Source organism: Cytobacillus stercorigallinarum (assembly GCF_014836495.1).
In the GTDB taxonomy this organism is placed as follows: domain Bacteria; phylum Bacillota; class Bacilli; order Bacillales; family Cytobacillaceae; genus Cytobacillus; species Cytobacillus stercorigallinarum.
Window position 1 is genome coordinate 147,226 of the sequence record NZ_JACSQT010000004.1, and the last position, 15,882, is coordinate 163,107.

Genomic DNA, 15,882 nt, shown 5'->3' on the forward strand with positions numbered 1-15,882 from the left:
CCTCCCCTATTCTATAAACCTCAATAAATCCCCTAAAATCATTTCATCAGATAGCTTAAGTTCTTTACGTACCGTTTCTAGATACGTTGCACAGTTTTCTTCTTCAGTTAGTGATTCAGTATGCATGCTGTAACAAGCATTGTTAAGATAGGCATATTCACTGGCTACCATACTGCCATCACGAAAGACAACAGGTTTATCAGGATCTCTCGTAAATAGGTTTTCACTAAAGTTTGTTCTTTGATCCTCATCAATACCCATTAATTCGAGGATAGTGGCATGAATATCAATTTCGCCACCGATTGTCTCAAACGTCGCACCTTCCTGGCCAGGTATATGAATGATGACTGGAATTTGCTGCAATTGGAGATGATTAATCGGCGTTTCCGGTTGATCTAATAACTCATGAACGCCTTCTTCAAATTCTTGGGAAATCCCATAATGATCACCATATATAACGAAAATCGTATCTTCATACATTCCTTCTTTTTTTAACAAATCAAAGAATCTCTCAATCGCTGCATCTTCATAATTAACCGTTGTCACATAGCGATTAACAACGTCAACCGACGTATCAGCAGGGGGAATACGTTGGTCCTCACTTTCTAATAGAAAAGGAAAATGATTGGTTAATGTAAGGAAACTAGCCATATAGGGTTCCGTCAACGTTGAAAGATGTGTGATTGATTGTTCAAAGAATGGAATATCTTTAATACCATAGTTTACGGAATTCTCTTCTGTAATATGATAGTCCTCTTCAGAAAAATATTGATTATATCCTAAGCTCGGATACATTTGCTTTCGATTCCAAAAATTAATGCTGTTACCGTGGAAAGTGGCAGCGCTATAATTATTTTTTGTTTTTAATAATTTAGGTAAAGAAATAAACTCATTCTCAGGACGTCTAACAAAGACAGAACCGCTAGATAAAGGATATAAGCCCGTATGAATCATGAATTCTGCATCGGACGTTTTTCCTTGTGCTGCTTGCTCATATATATTTGAAAAATAATAACTATCTTCTATTAAGGAGTTAAGAAAAGGGGTAATTTCTTCCCCATTGACTTTACGGTTAATGACGAAATTCTGCGTAGACTCTAAGCTAATCAATACTAAATTCTTTCCCTCAGCAAGACCAAAATAGTCTGATTTAGCATCAGACATCCCCTGTAAATAGCTAGTTACAGGCTCAACACTTTTATCACTAGCTACTACTTTCATCATTGGTGATTGCAAACTATTAATAATATTGAACACTTGATAATTATAAAGCCCTAATGACTCAACAAGCTGTTCCCTGTCATAGTTCGCTTGAAGCACGTAAGGATTTCTCATTAAGGCGAGGGAAAAGGTCATCATGATTAGGACCATGGACAAGGCGACATACTTCTTTTTATGAGGCATCGTTGGTTGCCACTTTGTGTGTTTTGTTTTTCGCCATACATAAACAAAAAAGATAATATCTAAGAATAATAGCAGATCGAAAGGCGAAATTAACTCTAACGTACTTGGTCCAAGTCCACCAACATTATTTAGCTGCATAAGTACAGATACTGTTACAAAATCAATATAAAAACGATAATATAGTAAATTTGCATATAATAAACCAATAAGCAACACATAGGCAATTAACACGCCTATCATAGAAAATCTTTTTTTAAATATAAAGGCAAGACCCATAAGTAGTAGGCTAATACCCATTGGATTAATGAGAAGTACGAGAAAATCTAGCCATGTCTCGACAGTTAAATTGAAGCCTACCCATGTAACAACCACTACCTTTACCCATAGCATGACAAAGAGTACGGTGAGATAATGCTTACCAACCCAATTTATGAAGTTTTTCATCCCATTTCCTTCCTACTATGAAAGCTGTCATAGACTTTAAGTAAGCGAATCACCGCATACTCAACATCTGCCTTTTTCTGTTCCCCCATTAGTGCAATCTGAAACCAGTTTCTCTCTAGCAAATAGTTGCTTTCATAACTGACATAAATCCCTAACAGCTTCAATTGATCGCCAAACTCTCTCGAACTCATTTCTGTCTCTAATTGAACAGTCAAAATACCCGGAGAGTAATTTTCCCCACCTAACACGCTTAAGCCTGCCTCTACTAACTTTTGACGTACTAATTCATATAAATTATGACTGGCAAAATGATGATTCTCTATTGCTACAGAAAGTGCATACAGTCCATTTGATGAATGTGTAAACGGAATACTCCCATTAGCATGATACACGCCAATATCAAGATATTTCGGTAATTGGTGATGAGGTTGTATTTGAGTTTGATGAAAAACCAGTGCTAATCCAGGATAAGAACCTAAACCCTTCCCACTAACTGCACTCGTGATATACACATTCTTTAGATGAACCGGAACAATCCCTAGCGAACTGCAAGCATCTACACAAAGCTTCACATTATAGCGAAGACAGAGTTGTTCCAATTCTTCTAATGGAAAAAGATAACCTGTTGATGTTTCACAGTGTACAGTCCATATCCAGCCAATATCTCGATTGTTCCGTAAGACGTTCTCTACTTCGCTTATACCTACAGGTGTGTTCCATGGTTTCTCAACTGTCGTAAACGGTAATTTGAAACGCTTGCCATGCTCAATGAGTCGGTACCCAAATTCACCGTTTGCTAAGATGAGTCCCTTCTCATTTCCTATTGATAAATGAGCAGCAACCATATCATTTGCCATTGTTCCTGTACCAACGGCTATCTCGACTTCATTAGCATTCGTTAATGCGCAAAGCTTCTTTTTCACCTGACTCAACATGGAACTTACTTCATGAGAACGGTGAGATACTGGCTCTTTTCCCCACGCCTCCTTCACCTTATCCGCTATCGAAACGGGTCCAGGGAGGAAATAAGTTCCATTCCCTTTCCTATTTCGCTTCAACATTTTTTGAAAAAGCTTAGATGCTGCCTCAAAACTTTCTTTTGTTAAATACATTGGTTGATATGGCGCTTCCTTTGTACCTACTAAAGGACCAAAAGGACGGAATCCAAGATGTTTATATAACTTTGTCTGTCTTAATGTCCCAGAGATGATAGCCATCGTATAATGCTCTTCAAGACAGAAATCAACTAATGCTTTGCTTAACTCGTAAAATACGCGACTCCCACGATAAGGTGTTTTGATAGATAATAACCGTATCTCACATAATGTTTCATTCTTTGGCAGGTACGAGTCTAATTGATCAAGCTTTTCGTCTAATGAAAATGGCCTCGTTCCTTTCACAGCAATCATCCCCACGACTTCATCGTCTTTTTTAGCGATAATATATGTATTGGTATCATGAAAGCGATCAACTAATATTCTCTGTTCATTCACTCTATGTTGCGGTATTTCCTCTACAAATGTTTCATAGTTTAATTGATGAATCTGCTCCAGCTCAGACCTTTGATCTGCCCGTTTATAAACAATTGCTGTCATCATTCCACTCCTCCACTTCTATGCAGCCTTACAATAATGAACAGCATAAAAAAGTATGCCGCCGCTAACATCCAACTACTTTTTAACATGAATAGAATAGGCATGATAAAAAAACTAGTTAGTGTAGGTATAGTCAACTTCTTTGTGATGATATATAACAGAAAAATGAGTCCACCAACGATTAGTAAACCCTTTGGCAACAGTACCAATGAGGCAGCTAGATAGACAACGATTCCCTTTCCCCCATGGAAATGTAATTGCACCGGCCAGATATGACCACATAAGATGGCTACCACAACGCAAGCGATCACTAGATTACTAGCTTCCCCCAAATAAATGACTACTAATATCGGGAAAATGGTTTTGAGTGCATCAATTATTACGGTATACACAAATGCTCTTCTACCCATCACTCTACCAGCATTACGTGCACCTGCATTACCACTTCCCTTTACTCTAATATCTTCACCATATAAAAATCGGCCAATATAATAGGCCCCATTGAAACAACCACAAGCATACGCAAAAAGAACCCATAAAACCAAATTCAGGGAGGGTCACCTCTCTTTTTAACATAACTACATATACATCCTATCTTAACATTTTTATCCAATGTGTAGGAATGCCCTAAATGTCATTTTTTACATAAAAAAGGCTCAAGTTATCAATCATTTAGAGTCTCGAGCCTTTTGATGCTTTCTTTAAAGTTGTAGTCTATTTTCACTTAATTTAATCGACTGCTTCTTGAGATGCTTTCATTTGTTCAGCGATGTCACTAATGAAGGTTTGCTCTAGATGTTTCACCATTTGCTCTTCTGCTCTAAGCATTGCCTGCTCAATTAAACAGTCTTCATTATGTGGATGGTCGTGATCAAGTGAACAGTGAAACAGATGATTACTTCCTTCTATCGCTTGGATCACTTGTAAAAATGAAATATCTCCATTACGTTTAACTATACGGTAACCACCTTTTGCTCCAGGTGTGGATTCGATTAACCCCGCCTTTACTAGCTTTGTTAATATTTTTGATAAATAAGTCGGCGAGAGATCTTGCACTTTTGCTAACACATCTACTCCGACAGATTCACCTTTTGGAGCCAAGTATAAGAACGCCATTGTGTGTAAACCATAATTCGTCGCACTTGAATATTTCATTTTTACTACTCCTTTTTTCTAAAAATCTTCGGCTAATAAATCACTTACGACAGCAATGCCCGCTTTACTTCCGTCACTAGCCGCAAATATAAGTTGAGCCATTGGCATTGTCGAAGTGTCACCACTAGCATATAGACCTTCTATATTTGTCCTACCAAATTCGTCTGTGATAATACCACCATTTTCATTCACTTTACAACCTATTATATCAGCTAAAGGAGAAGCTTGCTTTGACTTCATTCCAACAAACCCACCATTTCTTTCTATTCTTTCTCCATTTGTAAAGACAACTTCTTGCAATTGTCCATCTTCACCATGTAAGTAAGCAATTTCATCCTCTAATACGCGGATTCCTTTCGAGGCTAACAATTCTTTTTCTTCCCCTGTTAAAATCTGTTTCCCATTAGAGCATACAATAATATCATCGCTCCAATTCGTCAGTAATTTCACCATATGGGTAATACCTTCCATTTCTGATACAACCACAAGTTTTCTCTCCTGTAACTCCCAACCATCACAAAAAGGACAATGAAAAACACTTTTGCCATATAACTCTTTTAATCCTTTAATAGGAGGTAACTGATCCTTCACTCCCGTTGCTAAAATCACTTTTCTCGATTGCATAAAATTACCTGAGCTTGTCTTAATTAGGAAGATATTGTTTTCTTTTTTAAGCCCCGTCACCTTTTCGTTCTTTAATGAAATGCTTGGGTATTTCTGAAGATCTTCTTTTGCTAAACGCTTAAATTCAGCTGGTGCAATTCCATCTCGTGTAATAAAACCATGTGATTCATGTGTAACACTATTCCTCGGTTTATCTTCATCAAAAAGCATAATATTTTTTCTTGCTCTCCCTAATACAAGTGCCGCATTCATCCCTGCTGGACCGCCACCAATAATCACACAATCTAACATCATATCACTCTCCAATATAAATATATTATAGACCCTTAATATCTATAATAGAGAGTATAACAATTAAAAACAAGGAAAACAACTCGCACTTGGGAGTAAAGCGGTTTTACTAGGTAACAAACAATTTCAGCTGTTAGTGATATACACTCGTTATTTGTACTTTGGTTCATAATAAAAGTGCTCACCAGAAGATGAGCACTCTCTTATAAATTTTTCATTAATCATCTAGTTCAACTTCTAGTACTTTACCAGTTAAAGCATCAATTTTTATTTCTGCTTCTTGTTTGCCTTCTAATTCAATATCGTAAATAAGTGTCCCATGATCGTCATCAAGTTGCAGCTCATTGAACTTTCCGTCTGCTTCTTTTTCAGCTAATTGAATGGCTTCATTTGCAGAGAATAGCTTTTGATCCAGTGTAATTTCTTCGTCCTGGTCATCTTCTTTCTCTAATTTTACTTTAAACACTTCACCAGTTTTTGCATTTAACTCTACATCTGTTTCAGTACCATTCCCTTGTAGCTCAACATGATATACGAGATTTCCTCTTTCCCACTCTAATTCAACATCAGTTACGTTTCCTTTCCCTTCCTCTTGTGCTATCTTGATTGCTTCTTCAATTGAAAGGATTTCTTCATTTGTATTACTTGTTTGTTTTTGTTTCACTTCTTCACCAGTTGTTACCGTTGCTTTTGGGGTATCATCATTGGCAAATGCGGTTGCGGCATAAACGCCTCCTAATGTAATAGCTCCTGCTAATAAACCTACTCCTACTTTTTTCATTTTAATTTCCTCCTATTTGTTATGTCTATACTGTTATATTAAACAGCTATCATGAGAGAAGATTGTGAGGAAGATTAAAATAAGATTAAAATTCAACTATATTTTATTAATCCCAAGTCACAGTTGATTCACCTGTAATAGCATTCACTTCAACTATAGCCTCTTTTTCATCATTGGTTTCAATTTCGATAAGATAAAAAACATGATCGTCTGCATTTTCCAAGTCGACATCATCCACTTCGCCTTGAACAGCTTGGAGAGCGATTTCTATCGCTTCCTCTTCTGTCAAAATAGTATTTCTTGGAGGCTGTTCATTGGCTAGCTCATTTGAAAGAACCTTCCCAGTTACTGCATGTAAGGTGATTTCACGTGCTTCGCCGTCTTTAACCACTTGAGCGACAAATACTTCTTCGCCAGACTTTTCTTTTAAGTTGACTGAATCAATTTCCCCTAAAGAAGCAGTTTGCACCAACTCCTTGACTTCTTGTTCCGTTAAACGTTGCTTTTCTCCTCCTATTCTTGACATTTCTTCTATTTCACCACTTGTACGATTAATGTGTAGTTGGTACATTTGCCCTGCACGATCGAAAGAAACGATAAATTCTTTGCCCTTATTCTCTGTTTCTTGGATAACGCCTCCATATCGTTCCTCCACTATCTGTTTTACCTCGCTCTCAGCTAATTCATCCGGTGTCAATACAAACTGTTTGAGCAAGAGCCAGACAATAATGATCATAATGAAAAAAACCAGAATAAATCCTAAGCTACTAATCACCTTCTTCTTCATTTTCTCATCACTCCTGACTTCGCCCTTTATCAAAAAGTATTTTCACTTTCGTCCCTATCCCTAATTCACTTTGAAGCATTAACTGAACATCAATCGCTCCTGAGATTTCTTTTGCCAAAGATAAACCTAGCCCACTACCATTTTTCCCTCGCTTCCTTGCAGGATCTACTTGGTAAAAGCGATCAAACACTCTCGCCTGATCAGCTTTAGAAATACCAACTCCTGTATCAATCACTTCAATAAATGTTTGCTCATTTGCCTTACCGATAACAATTTCAATCTCATTCTCACTATATTTCCTAGCGTTATCTAATAAGATAAATAATAGTTGCTTAAGCTTCTGTTCATCAGAAGTGACCGTCATTTCTTTTAAACCAGATATTATAATATGCCGCTGATACGCCCTCTCGAATGAACGGCTAACTTCAGAAAGGAACGGGGAGAGCGCAATCTCTTGTTTTTGTACATTCCATTCTTCGTTATTCTTTGCCAATAGAAGCAATTGTTCAGTTAGTTCTCGCATCCTTATTGCCTCTGAGTGGATAGCTTCAACAGACTCATCAACTAAATCCTTATCTTGGTACCCACGTCTTTTAAGCAAATTAGCATAACTCTCTATGATTGTTAATGGTGTTTTTAATTCATGAGAAGCATTAGCAATAAATTGCTTTTGTTTCTCATCATTCTCCTCAAGCAGTGTAATCATATGATTGAAGGTTTCACCCATTTCCCTCAATTCTATGTCTGCATTTCGATGGAGCTTCAACTGTTTAAATTGCCCACTATTTCTAATTTCCCTCATTGTTGCCGTTAAGGAAAGAATAGGCGTAATAATCACATTGCCGACAAACCTACTAGAAAGGAATACAGGGATTGTTGCAACTAGTGTTACGATAATGAGAACGGTCTTTAATATATTTAAATTTTGAAAACTTGCTTCAATATCTCTTCCTATTTGTAAGTTTGCCACTTCTCCACTAGGTAAAATCATTGGCGTTGAACTAATAACGATATGGTTGTTCTTAAGGATTTCTGTCTTATCACTTGCTCCAAACTGAAAAGCCAGCTGATCTACCTTTTCATTATCCATCGAGGTTGTTGTCGTTGCTTCTCCATTTTCATGAATGATTCTTATAAACCCATCAACCGGTACATATGCCCGTAATAAGCTGCCTTGAGGGAGAGTGCCCAAGGATTGATGGAACTCAGTTAAAACTTTATTTAGTTCATCTTTTGCCTGTGCCTTCTCACCTTCTAGCGTAATTGATTGAAAGATAAAGTATATTGTTAAGTTCATTACAATGAGTAAAACAATAAATAAGACCGCAGTATATAAATGAATTCTATTTTTGATTTTCATGTTGGTTGCCTGAGGGTATAGCCTACACCTCTTACTGTTTGAATCAGCGGTTTCACATCATTAGATACTTCTAACTTCCTTCTTAAATAACGAATATACACATCGACCACATTCGTATCACCACTGTAATCGTACCCCCACACTTTAGACAATATTTGGTCTCGTGTCAGCACTTGGCGTTCATTCTCAACTAAATAAAGCAACAGATCGAATTCCTTAGCAGTCAACTCAATCGCTTGTTCTCCTCGCATGACTTCTCTCGTCTGCTCATTCATTTTTAAATCGCTACAAGTTAACCATTTCCCCCCTTCTTCCTTACCTCCTTTTTGTTTCAATCGCAAAGCTGCTCTCACTCGTGCTAGTAACTCTTCTATTTGAAAAGGCTTTGTGACATAGTCATTCGCCCCAAAATCAAGTCCTGTTACTTTATCTTCTACTGCCCCTTTAGCCGTTAGTAATATAACCGGTGTAACCGTGTCATTCCCTCTAATTCTACGTAGAATTTCCATCCCACTTAAACCTGGCAACATCACATCTAAGAGGATAAGATCCCACTCTTTTTCTCGGTATTGATGCATCGCCTCCATGCCATCATACACCTTTGTCACTTGATAACCTTCATACGTTAATTCAAGCTCTAATAAGCGCGCAATTTTTTCCTCATCCTCAACAATCAAAATCTCCTCTGCCATCCACCACTCCTCCTTTTACAGTTATTATTAGCTTACCAAAAGAACATTAAAAACAAATTAAAATTTCCAATAAAAAAAACCTCCTTTTTGTGGGAGGCCTTATCATTTTGATGATTCTTTGGGCTTGAGGCGTACACTATAATATCTCATTGCCCTCGGCACACCCTTCAATTCAAAAATACCTAATAACGCTAGCGTTCTCAAACGATATTCAATAAACAGATCTTCAATAGGTTGGTCTAGGTGCCCGATGACCTCACCAATTAGGCGGGCAGACTTTATAAAATCATTTCCCTTTTGAAGTTCTCTTGCCTTAGCAATAATCATCTCATCAAAATAGTTTTCACTGATAGAAGTCAACCGTCCTTCTTTCCATATCCTTAAAAAGACGTCCTTCGATTGAGCAAGCGTAACCCACTGTTGTACCCATTTTTGACGTTCATCAATAGATAAACAGAAATACTTCTCGCCATTTTTTATATATTCCACCCACTGCTCGGGCGTAAGCTCACCCGTATGTAAAATATCTTGACGTGTTAACCTTTTCTGGCGCTCCTGATCTAAACCTATATATATTTGATTGCTTGTCTCCCGTAATAAATAGACTGCATAGGCTGCTCCTGCCTGTTCATGCGCATTTTCGCATCCCCAAATAAAAATTTTACATTGTTCAGGAAATGCCTGTAACTTCATCAAACTTTCTTCTATACGTGGAATATAGTCAAAAATAAATTCATCCTCTAAATTAATATGTTCAAGCAACCAATCCCTACGCTTCTCAAGACCCTCTAATTGATGCAATTGCCATAATGGCCCTATCGAAAAATTAATCGGAATCGTAATGACTATATCATTTATCTTTAATTCCTTTATTGCTTGTTTTAAACTCCCCGCACTCGAATCGCTGAAAACAATATGGATATTCCCTCCTTGAAGAGGAGGAATAGCCTTATCAAAGGTTAACACTGCTTGATAAATGTCATTCATGCTAGTCATATAATCCTCTTTAGGGTAGTTTCCCGATTGAAGCATTTCAGTACGTAATAACATTTGTAATAGTATAGACCTTGCCTCATGTTCCGATAATTTATCTACTTGTCGTTTAATCTGCAAAGGCAAACACTCTCCCTATTCACTTTTATAACAATCAAAAACCATGCTCATAAACTCATATGTACTTCCGTTCGTTTCTTGTATATATATGTGGCTCGTGTGAAACCCCATTCGTTTATACAGTTTAATGGCCCTTTTGTTGAAAGTAGCTACAGATAATGTCAACTGTTTAGGTTCATAAGTCTTTCTTAAAAAGCTCATCGCCGCCTTTAAGAAAGTTACTCCTTTTCCTTGACCAGTTAAGTCCGGTCGCATTCCAAGACCTATATCCACTGTGTCACCTTTGTGCTCAATCATCAAAAAGCCGATAAGCTCTTCTCCATCTTTGACAGAAAAAACAAACTCTCCCCGTTCTTTGTCATCCAAAAATGCTGCTAAATCCTCCTCATCTTCCTCCATATTATAAAAATCATAGGGGGCATCATACAGCCAAGTAAAAGCAATTTGTTCAGCTTCTTGTTGCGCCATTCTATTAAATTGAAACGGCATATAGACTCCTCCTTATTTAGAAAATTATACCATATTTTTCTTGTATAAAACGCAATTGGAAAACATAAAATGATCAATTAGAGAAGGAGGTATTTCCTAAGGTTAGGTAGCCAAAATCGACTATTGATCGCAAACAAAAAAAAATACCACAGAATTAAATTCTGTGGCATGCAATTTCAATCTATAATCACTTTTAAGAAGCTTTTTGAACTTTATTATCAGTTGGCGGGTTAAATTGGCCTTCCCACTTTGCGATAACAAGTGCTGCAAGTGAATTACCAACTACGTTAACTGCTGTACGACCCATATCTAGGATACGGTCGATACCTGCGATAAAAGCAAGACCTGCTGCAGGCAGTCCAATTGTACTGAAAGTAGCTAGTAGAACAACAAACGAAACGCCTGGTACACCTGCCATACCTTTAGAAGTAATCATTAGTACAAGCATTAATGTGATTTGGTCAACAATACTTAAATCAATACCAAACATTTGTGCAATAAATAATGCTGCAATGGCTTGGTATAATACGGAACCATCGAGGTTAAACGAATAACCAGTTGGAATAACAAAAGAAGCAATATGTTTCGGGCTTCCTGCTTGTTCCATCTTGTCCATAATTCTTGGAAGAACTGTCTCTGAGCTCGCTGTTGAGAAAGCTAGAAGTAATTCTTCTTTAATGGATCCCAGTAATTTAAAGATATTTACACCGATTATTTTAGCCATAATACCTAAAATAACGACCACGAAGAATGCCATTGTTCCATACACTGTTAACGCTAATTTCCCTAACGGAATCAATGATTCAAAACCATATTTTGAAATAGTTACACCGATTAACGCAAAAACCCCTATCGGCGCGTACTTCATAAATAAGTTTGTTACATAAAACATAGCCTTAGCTGTGCCTTCAAAAAATCTTAATACTGGTTTCCCTTTTTCACCAATTGCTGCGACTCCTAGTCCAAATACAACGGCAAAGAAAATAATCGCAAGCATGTCGCCTTCAACCATCGCTTGAACCGGATTTGTTGGTACAATATGCAATAGTGTTTCGGCTATTGTTTTTCCTTCTTGCTCTTCATTTGTTTCAACATAGCCAGAAATATCATTCTGTTCTAGGCTCTCCATATCCAAACCTGCTCCAGGTTGGAATATATTAGCGGAAATAAGTCCAACTGCAATCGCTACCATTGTCATTCCAATGAAATAAAACAGTGATTTACCGCCGAGCTTACCGACTGATTTAATGTCACCCACACCAGCAATAGCAACAATGATTGTTGAAAGGACGATCGGTACGACAATCATTTTAATTAAACGGATAAATAAATCACCAAAAGGCTGTAAAATACTTTGAGCGGTTTCATTTCCGTAGAAAATACCACCGATAACGATACCTAAAATAAGACCAATCAAAATTTGAGTAGCTAGACTCATTTTAAATATTTTTTTCATAAAAAAACCTCACCTTCTATAAATTTGATCAAGTGCTTAGGCAAGGGAAACAAGGTTAATTAATTTAAGGTGAAAATAAACCAAAAAAAAAGCCTTTTCAGTTATTTTCCCGCAATCATATAAACTCCTTTTGTTTCCTTTAATGCTGACGAGGTTAGCTTTCGGGTTAGGGCTAAGGGAAACAGTAAGCCCCTCTAACATACATAGATTCACCCCAAACGGACATGTCCGCTGTAAAAATTGGGTCCCCCGTTCTTAGAAAAAAGATTAAGCAATTTATTACAAAATACTTTTCTATTATATTATTAATACATTGAAATTGTAAATAGAAAGAATTACCGAGGATATTTAAAGCTGTGCGTTCACTATCGCGCACCTATCTATCAAAACCTTTATAATTCTCGTAAATACTTATATTTCCTCTTGTTTACTACAACATATTTAAATTTAAATCATCCTATTACATCTCTTTTTTAAATAAAAATTAAAGAAAAATATACATAAAATTTACAAAACTAATTTTTCTGAAATATCAATTATTTAGACTCCCTAAATATAAATAATTACTCAGCTGTTACCTCAATGAGCTTATTTGTTGGTGGTTGATTTTTTAGCGAATGCTTTTGTTATCACTAATACCCATGCCTATCATTAAACATCGTTTGATGATTCATGTAGATATTCTCACGTTTTCATTAGCAATAAAATGTGGAATCAAATAAGGAGACACAACTATCACAGGAGCGCTGCAGGAGTGACTTCAGGTTTACTAAAGTTGGGGACACAAAAAGAAAAAGATGGCAAAAGGGAATGTATAACCCTTGCCATCTTTTTTAATTAAGGTAGATTGATTTGCCAAGACACACCGAAGCGATCATTAATCCAAACAAATTGCTGACTAAAACCATAATCACCTAAAGGCATTAATTCCGTACCACCGTCTACTAGTTTTTCGTAGACATTACGTAGCTCTTCCGCAGTGTCACAATTCAAATAAAAGGAAAAGCTGGGTGTGAAATTGAACTGATGGGCGATATTACTATCAATGCACATCACTTCTTGATCCTTTAGCTTGAATATCGCATTCATTACTGTGCCTTCATCACCCGCTTCATTTTCACCATAGCGGGCAATATTTATAATGCTTGAGTCTTCAATAATTGATGTATAGTAATTCATCGCTTGCTCTGCCTGTCCATCTTGAAACATTAGAAAGGGCATGACACTTTTCATCGCTAATCTCCTTTATCTCTCATTTTCATCCATCATACTTCAAGAAGAAGTTAGGGGCAAATCATTAGCTAGAGACAGCCTTATCCTCAAAATAACTTGCTTTTGATGGTCGATAGATAGTCGCGACTAATACAATGGAAACCACTCCACTAATCACTGCAAAGACAACACTTACTTCTTGTAAGGTAAACCACTCTGCTAGGAGACCAAGTAATAATGTCAAACCAATTTGAACGATTCCTTGCAGGAGATCAGCCACACTTGCAAACCTCCCCATAATGTCGACAGGTACTTGTTTTTGGAAAAAAGTCACATAACCAGCATTGGCAAATGTAAAGAAGAACCCTAATACGACAAAGGCGATGGTTGCAGTTAAATAATGTGTGGATGCATAGAAGACAATGTAACCAATCGATGTCAATAACATTCCCGCACCAATATATAGTTTTAATGATAATTTTTTCGCTAATAAACTCGAACATAAACCTCCAAGTATAGCACCAATACCTGTCATGGCTACAATATAGCCATACGCTTCATTGGACAGGCCAAGATCTCTCGTTAGAAAGGTAACCTCTTGAGAATCTAGGGCGACACATATGAGCATCGTCGTTTGGAATAACAAATAGACAGATATAAAATACTTGGCTCCTTTAGAAAAGCGAATAATCGTCCGCCAATCTTCTACCAATGTTTTAAATCGAATTCTCTCTCTTACATGATTATTCTGCTCATCTACATTCGGAAGTAAGAAAATAAAGAAAGCACATATAATAAAAGTAGCGGCATTTATATAGAAGCAGACCGCCAAACTAACCGTCGTCATTAATACCCCTGCAATTGCTGGACCAATCATAATTGCCCCATTACCTGCCATTCCGATAAGTGAGTTGACTCGCTTACGTTCTGACTCTGGAATTAATTTGGTTATGTATACTTGTGAGCTTGGTCCAAAGAAACTACCAGCCAAATTAATGAGTAACAATAAAAAGTAAATCAACCATAATGAATGTACAAATGGTAAACAGACAACTAAAAGACCTCGTACAATATCGGTAAAAATCATTAACCTTCTCTTATTTACTCTATCAATCACACTTCCTGACCAAAGGTTGGTCAAAAGCATAGCTAAAGGTCTAATAATATAAAGACCCGCAACTGCAGCTGCAGAACCGGTTAAGTCAATAATATATACGTTCAACGCAATCAAATAAATCCAATTCCCTAAATAAGAAACGCCTATACCCAATATAAGCAGCGCAGGATTTCTCCAACCGATAGGTATCACCCCTTGCAAAAAAATATAAGATTCAGAAAATACAGTACAGGAAATATGTTACACTACTTATAAAAAATAACAAGGGGAAATTGATGGAAATTCATGAAATAAACTTACAAAAAGAGGAAAAAACAGTTAGATATACTCATATAAATTTAGGTGCTTCGTCCGTATGTATCATGTTTTCAGGAGCGGGATACAACTATAATCATCCATTGTTTTACTACGCTACAATGATGATGATTGAGCAGGGGATTGATGTTGTTCATATTCATTATCAATATGAAACAAATTTATTAAAAACACATAGAGTAGAAGACATTTCATCTTTAATGATGGAAGATATTCACCTTGTTATTACGGATATATTTAAAAAACATACCTATGAAAAAACCATCCTGTTGGGCAAGTCTCTTGGTACGATACCGATTACTTTACACCTTGCGAGAGATGAAATTTTCCGCGAGGCACAGATTATTCTTTTAACACCGTTATTAACATTTCCGACAATTGCAAAGGCAACTGTATTTATAAAGCAACAAGTGTTACTCATCATCGGTAATCAAGATCTATATTTCCATCATGAAACGATCGAAGAATTGAAGGGACATTCTGTTCAAGTAAAAATAATCGATGGCGCCAATCACTCACTCGACATCGGCTATCATACTGGTCAATCACTTCAAACGTTACAAACAGTAATGAATGAAGTGAAAAGGTTTATTTTTTGATAAGGTTAAAAATTTAAAAATTATTTTATCATACTTATTAAAATTTGCTTCTTATATTTTTGAAAATCAACAATGTCGAAACCGATAAAGTATTTAGACCGCTCATCAGCAAAATAAAATTGGATGCCTTTTAATAGATAATGCTTCTTAACAGGTTTTTCAGATAGCCGGAAAGAAAGAATTTCACCATTCTCGTGATATATTTTTTCTAATCCTGCTATTGGGGATAACTTTTTCGCATTCGCTCCAAAACATTCTATACCAACGATGCGATCATCCTCATCAATATCAACTAGTAATGGGGAATCACCTACGTCTTCTGTTGCTTGAATGGTATACGTTTCTGTATCAGGTAGCAAATAGATATAGCCAGCTCCTGCCTCTATATCAAATGTAATTCTAGATTTCAATCGTTCTCCCCCTCAAATTTCAGTTTAATGCTTATTAT

The 15,882-nt window shown here is 36.7% G+C and carries 16 protein-coding genes and 1 riboswitch; of the genes, 1 reads left to right on the top strand and 15 read right to left on the bottom strand.

The annotated features are described in order from the left end of the window. Positions 1-6 precede the first annotated feature (6 nt). The 14 genes from H9655_RS10670 to H9655_RS10735 form a co-directional block, all read right to left on the bottom strand. Positions 7-1,848: an LTA synthase family protein gene (locus H9655_RS10670; RefSeq protein WP_191813758.1), complete on the bottom strand. Its 1,842-nt coding sequence runs from the start codon at positions 1,846-1,848 to the stop codon at positions 7-9. Next, on the bottom strand, positions 1,845-3,443 hold the full coding sequence (locus H9655_RS10675; protein WP_225230561.1) for a GNAT family N-acetyltransferase: 1,599 nt from the start codon (positions 3,441-3,443) through the stop codon (positions 1,845-1,847). Before H9655_RS10675 ends, H9655_RS10670 begins: the two co-directional genes overlap by 4 nt. Beyond that, positions 3,443-3,988, bottom strand: a complete 546-nt coding sequence (locus H9655_RS10680) for a glycerol-3-phosphate acyltransferase (RefSeq protein ID WP_225230562.1) — start codon at positions 3,986-3,988, stop codon at positions 3,443-3,445. Before H9655_RS10680 ends, H9655_RS10675 begins: the two co-directional genes overlap by 1 nt. Positions 3,989-4,172: 184 nt before the next feature. Beyond that, positions 4,173-4,598 (bottom strand): RrF2 family transcriptional regulator, encoded by a 426-nt coding sequence (locus H9655_RS10685; RefSeq protein WP_191813762.1) that lies wholly within the window; start codon positions 4,596-4,598, stop codon positions 4,173-4,175. Between the two features lie 18 nt (positions 4,599-4,616). After that, on the bottom strand, positions 4,617-5,516 hold the full coding sequence (locus H9655_RS10690; protein WP_191813764.1) for an NAD(P)/FAD-dependent oxidoreductase: 900 nt from the start codon (positions 5,514-5,516) through the stop codon (positions 4,617-4,619). 214 nt (positions 5,517-5,730) lie between these two features. Next, positions 5,731-6,294: a PepSY domain-containing protein gene (locus H9655_RS10695; RefSeq protein ID WP_191813766.1), complete on the bottom strand. Its 564-nt coding sequence runs from the start codon at positions 6,292-6,294 to the stop codon at positions 5,731-5,733. Positions 6,295-6,400: 106 nt separating this feature from the next. Continuing rightward, entirely contained in the window at positions 6,401-7,081 is a 681-nt protein-coding gene (locus H9655_RS10700; RefSeq protein ID WP_191813768.1) for a PepSY domain-containing protein, read from the bottom strand. A 7-nt stretch (positions 7,082-7,088) separates the two neighbouring features. Beyond that, positions 7,089-8,441: a sensor histidine kinase gene (locus H9655_RS10705; RefSeq protein WP_191813770.1), complete on the bottom strand. Its 1,353-nt coding sequence runs from the start codon at positions 8,439-8,441 to the stop codon at positions 7,089-7,091. Continuing rightward, entirely contained in the window at positions 8,438-9,133 is a 696-nt protein-coding gene (locus H9655_RS10710) for a response regulator transcription factor (RefSeq protein WP_191813772.1), read from the bottom strand. Before H9655_RS10710 ends, H9655_RS10705 begins: the two co-directional genes overlap by 4 nt. A 102-nt stretch (positions 9,134-9,235) precedes the next feature. Continuing rightward, complete coding sequence (locus H9655_RS10715; RefSeq protein WP_191813774.1) at positions 9,236-10,246, bottom strand: DUF1835 domain-containing protein; 1,011 nt, start codon at positions 10,244-10,246, stop codon at positions 9,236-9,238. A gap of 15 nt (positions 10,247-10,261) precedes the next feature. Further along, entirely contained in the window at positions 10,262-10,735 is a 474-nt protein-coding gene (locus H9655_RS10720) for a GNAT family N-acetyltransferase (protein WP_191813776.1), read from the bottom strand. A gap of 193 nt (positions 10,736-10,928) precedes the next feature. Continuing rightward, entirely contained in the window at positions 10,929-12,191 is a 1,263-nt protein-coding gene (locus H9655_RS10725; RefSeq protein ID WP_191813778.1) for a cation:dicarboxylate symporter family transporter, read from the bottom strand. Between the two features lie 128 nt (positions 12,192-12,319). Continuing rightward, positions 12,320-12,475: riboswitch (cyclic di-AMP (ydaO/yuaA leader) on the bottom strand. Positions 12,476-13,028: 553 nt separating this feature from the next. Then, entirely contained in the window at positions 13,029-13,424 is a 396-nt protein-coding gene (locus tag H9655_RS10730; RefSeq protein WP_191813779.1) for a VOC family protein, read from the bottom strand. A 64-nt stretch (positions 13,425-13,488) separates the two neighbouring features. Continuing rightward, positions 13,489-14,712, bottom strand: a complete 1,224-nt coding sequence (locus tag H9655_RS10735; RefSeq protein WP_318245475.1) for an MFS transporter — start codon at positions 14,710-14,712, stop codon at positions 13,489-13,491. Positions 14,713-14,795: 83 nt separating this feature from the next. Here H9655_RS10735 and H9655_RS10740 point away from each other — a divergent pair, with 83 nt between their 5' ends. Next, a complete protein-coding gene (locus H9655_RS10740) occupies positions 14,796-15,434 on the top strand; it encodes an alpha/beta family hydrolase (RefSeq protein WP_191813781.1) in 639 nt (212 codons plus the stop codon). Between the two features lie 20 nt (positions 15,435-15,454). On the opposite strand, the gene H9655_RS10745 is transcribed toward H9655_RS10740, so the two are convergent. Next, the gene (locus H9655_RS10745; RefSeq protein ID WP_191813783.1) at positions 15,455-15,844 is read right to left on the bottom strand and encodes a DUF2283 domain-containing protein; all 390 of its coding nucleotides are present in this window, start codon (positions 15,842-15,844) and stop codon (positions 15,455-15,457) included. Positions 15,845-15,882 lie beyond the last annotated feature (38 nt).

Bases quoted from the DNA above. Each gene is read 5' to 3' on its own strand.
- H9655_RS10670 (WP_191813758.1), bottom strand. From the start codon at position 1,848: ATGAAAAACTTCATAAATTGGGTTGGTAAGCATTATCTCACCGTACTC.
- H9655_RS10675 (WP_225230561.1), bottom strand. From the start codon at position 3,443: ATGACAGCAATTGTTTATAAACGGGCAGATCAAAGGTCTGAGCTGGAG.
- H9655_RS10685 (WP_191813762.1), bottom strand. From the start codon at position 4,598: ATGAAATATTCAAGTGCGACGAATTATGGTTTACACACAATGGCGTTC.
- H9655_RS10690 (WP_191813764.1), bottom strand. From the start codon at position 5,516: ATGATGTTAGATTGTGTGATTATTGGTGGCGGTCCAGCAGGGATGAAT.
- H9655_RS10695 (WP_191813766.1), bottom strand. From the start codon at position 6,294: ATGAAAAAAGTAGGAGTAGGTTTATTAGCAGGAGCTATTACATTAGGA.
- H9655_RS10700 (WP_191813768.1), bottom strand. From the start codon at position 7,081: ATGAAGAAGAAGGTGATTAGTAGCTTAGGATTTATTCTGGTTTTTTTC.
- H9655_RS10705 (WP_191813770.1), bottom strand. From the start codon at position 8,441: ATGAAAATCAAAAATAGAATTCATTTATATACTGCGGTCTTATTTATT.
- H9655_RS10710 (WP_191813772.1), bottom strand. From the start codon at position 9,133: ATGGCAGAGGAGATTTTGATTGTTGAGGATGAGGAAAAAATTGCGCGC.
- H9655_RS10720 (WP_191813776.1), bottom strand. From the start codon at position 10,735: ATGCCGTTTCAATTTAATAGAATGGCGCAACAAGAAGCTGAACAAATT.
- H9655_RS10725 (WP_191813778.1), bottom strand. From the start codon at position 12,191: ATGAAAAAAATATTTAAAATGAGTCTAGCTACTCAAATTTTGATTGGT.
- H9655_RS10730 (WP_191813779.1), bottom strand. From the start codon at position 13,424: ATGAAAAGTGTCATGCCCTTTCTAATGTTTCAAGATGGACAGGCAGAG.
- H9655_RS10740 (WP_191813781.1), top strand. From the start codon at position 14,796: ATGGAAATTCATGAAATAAACTTACAAAAAGAGGAAAAAACAGTTAGA.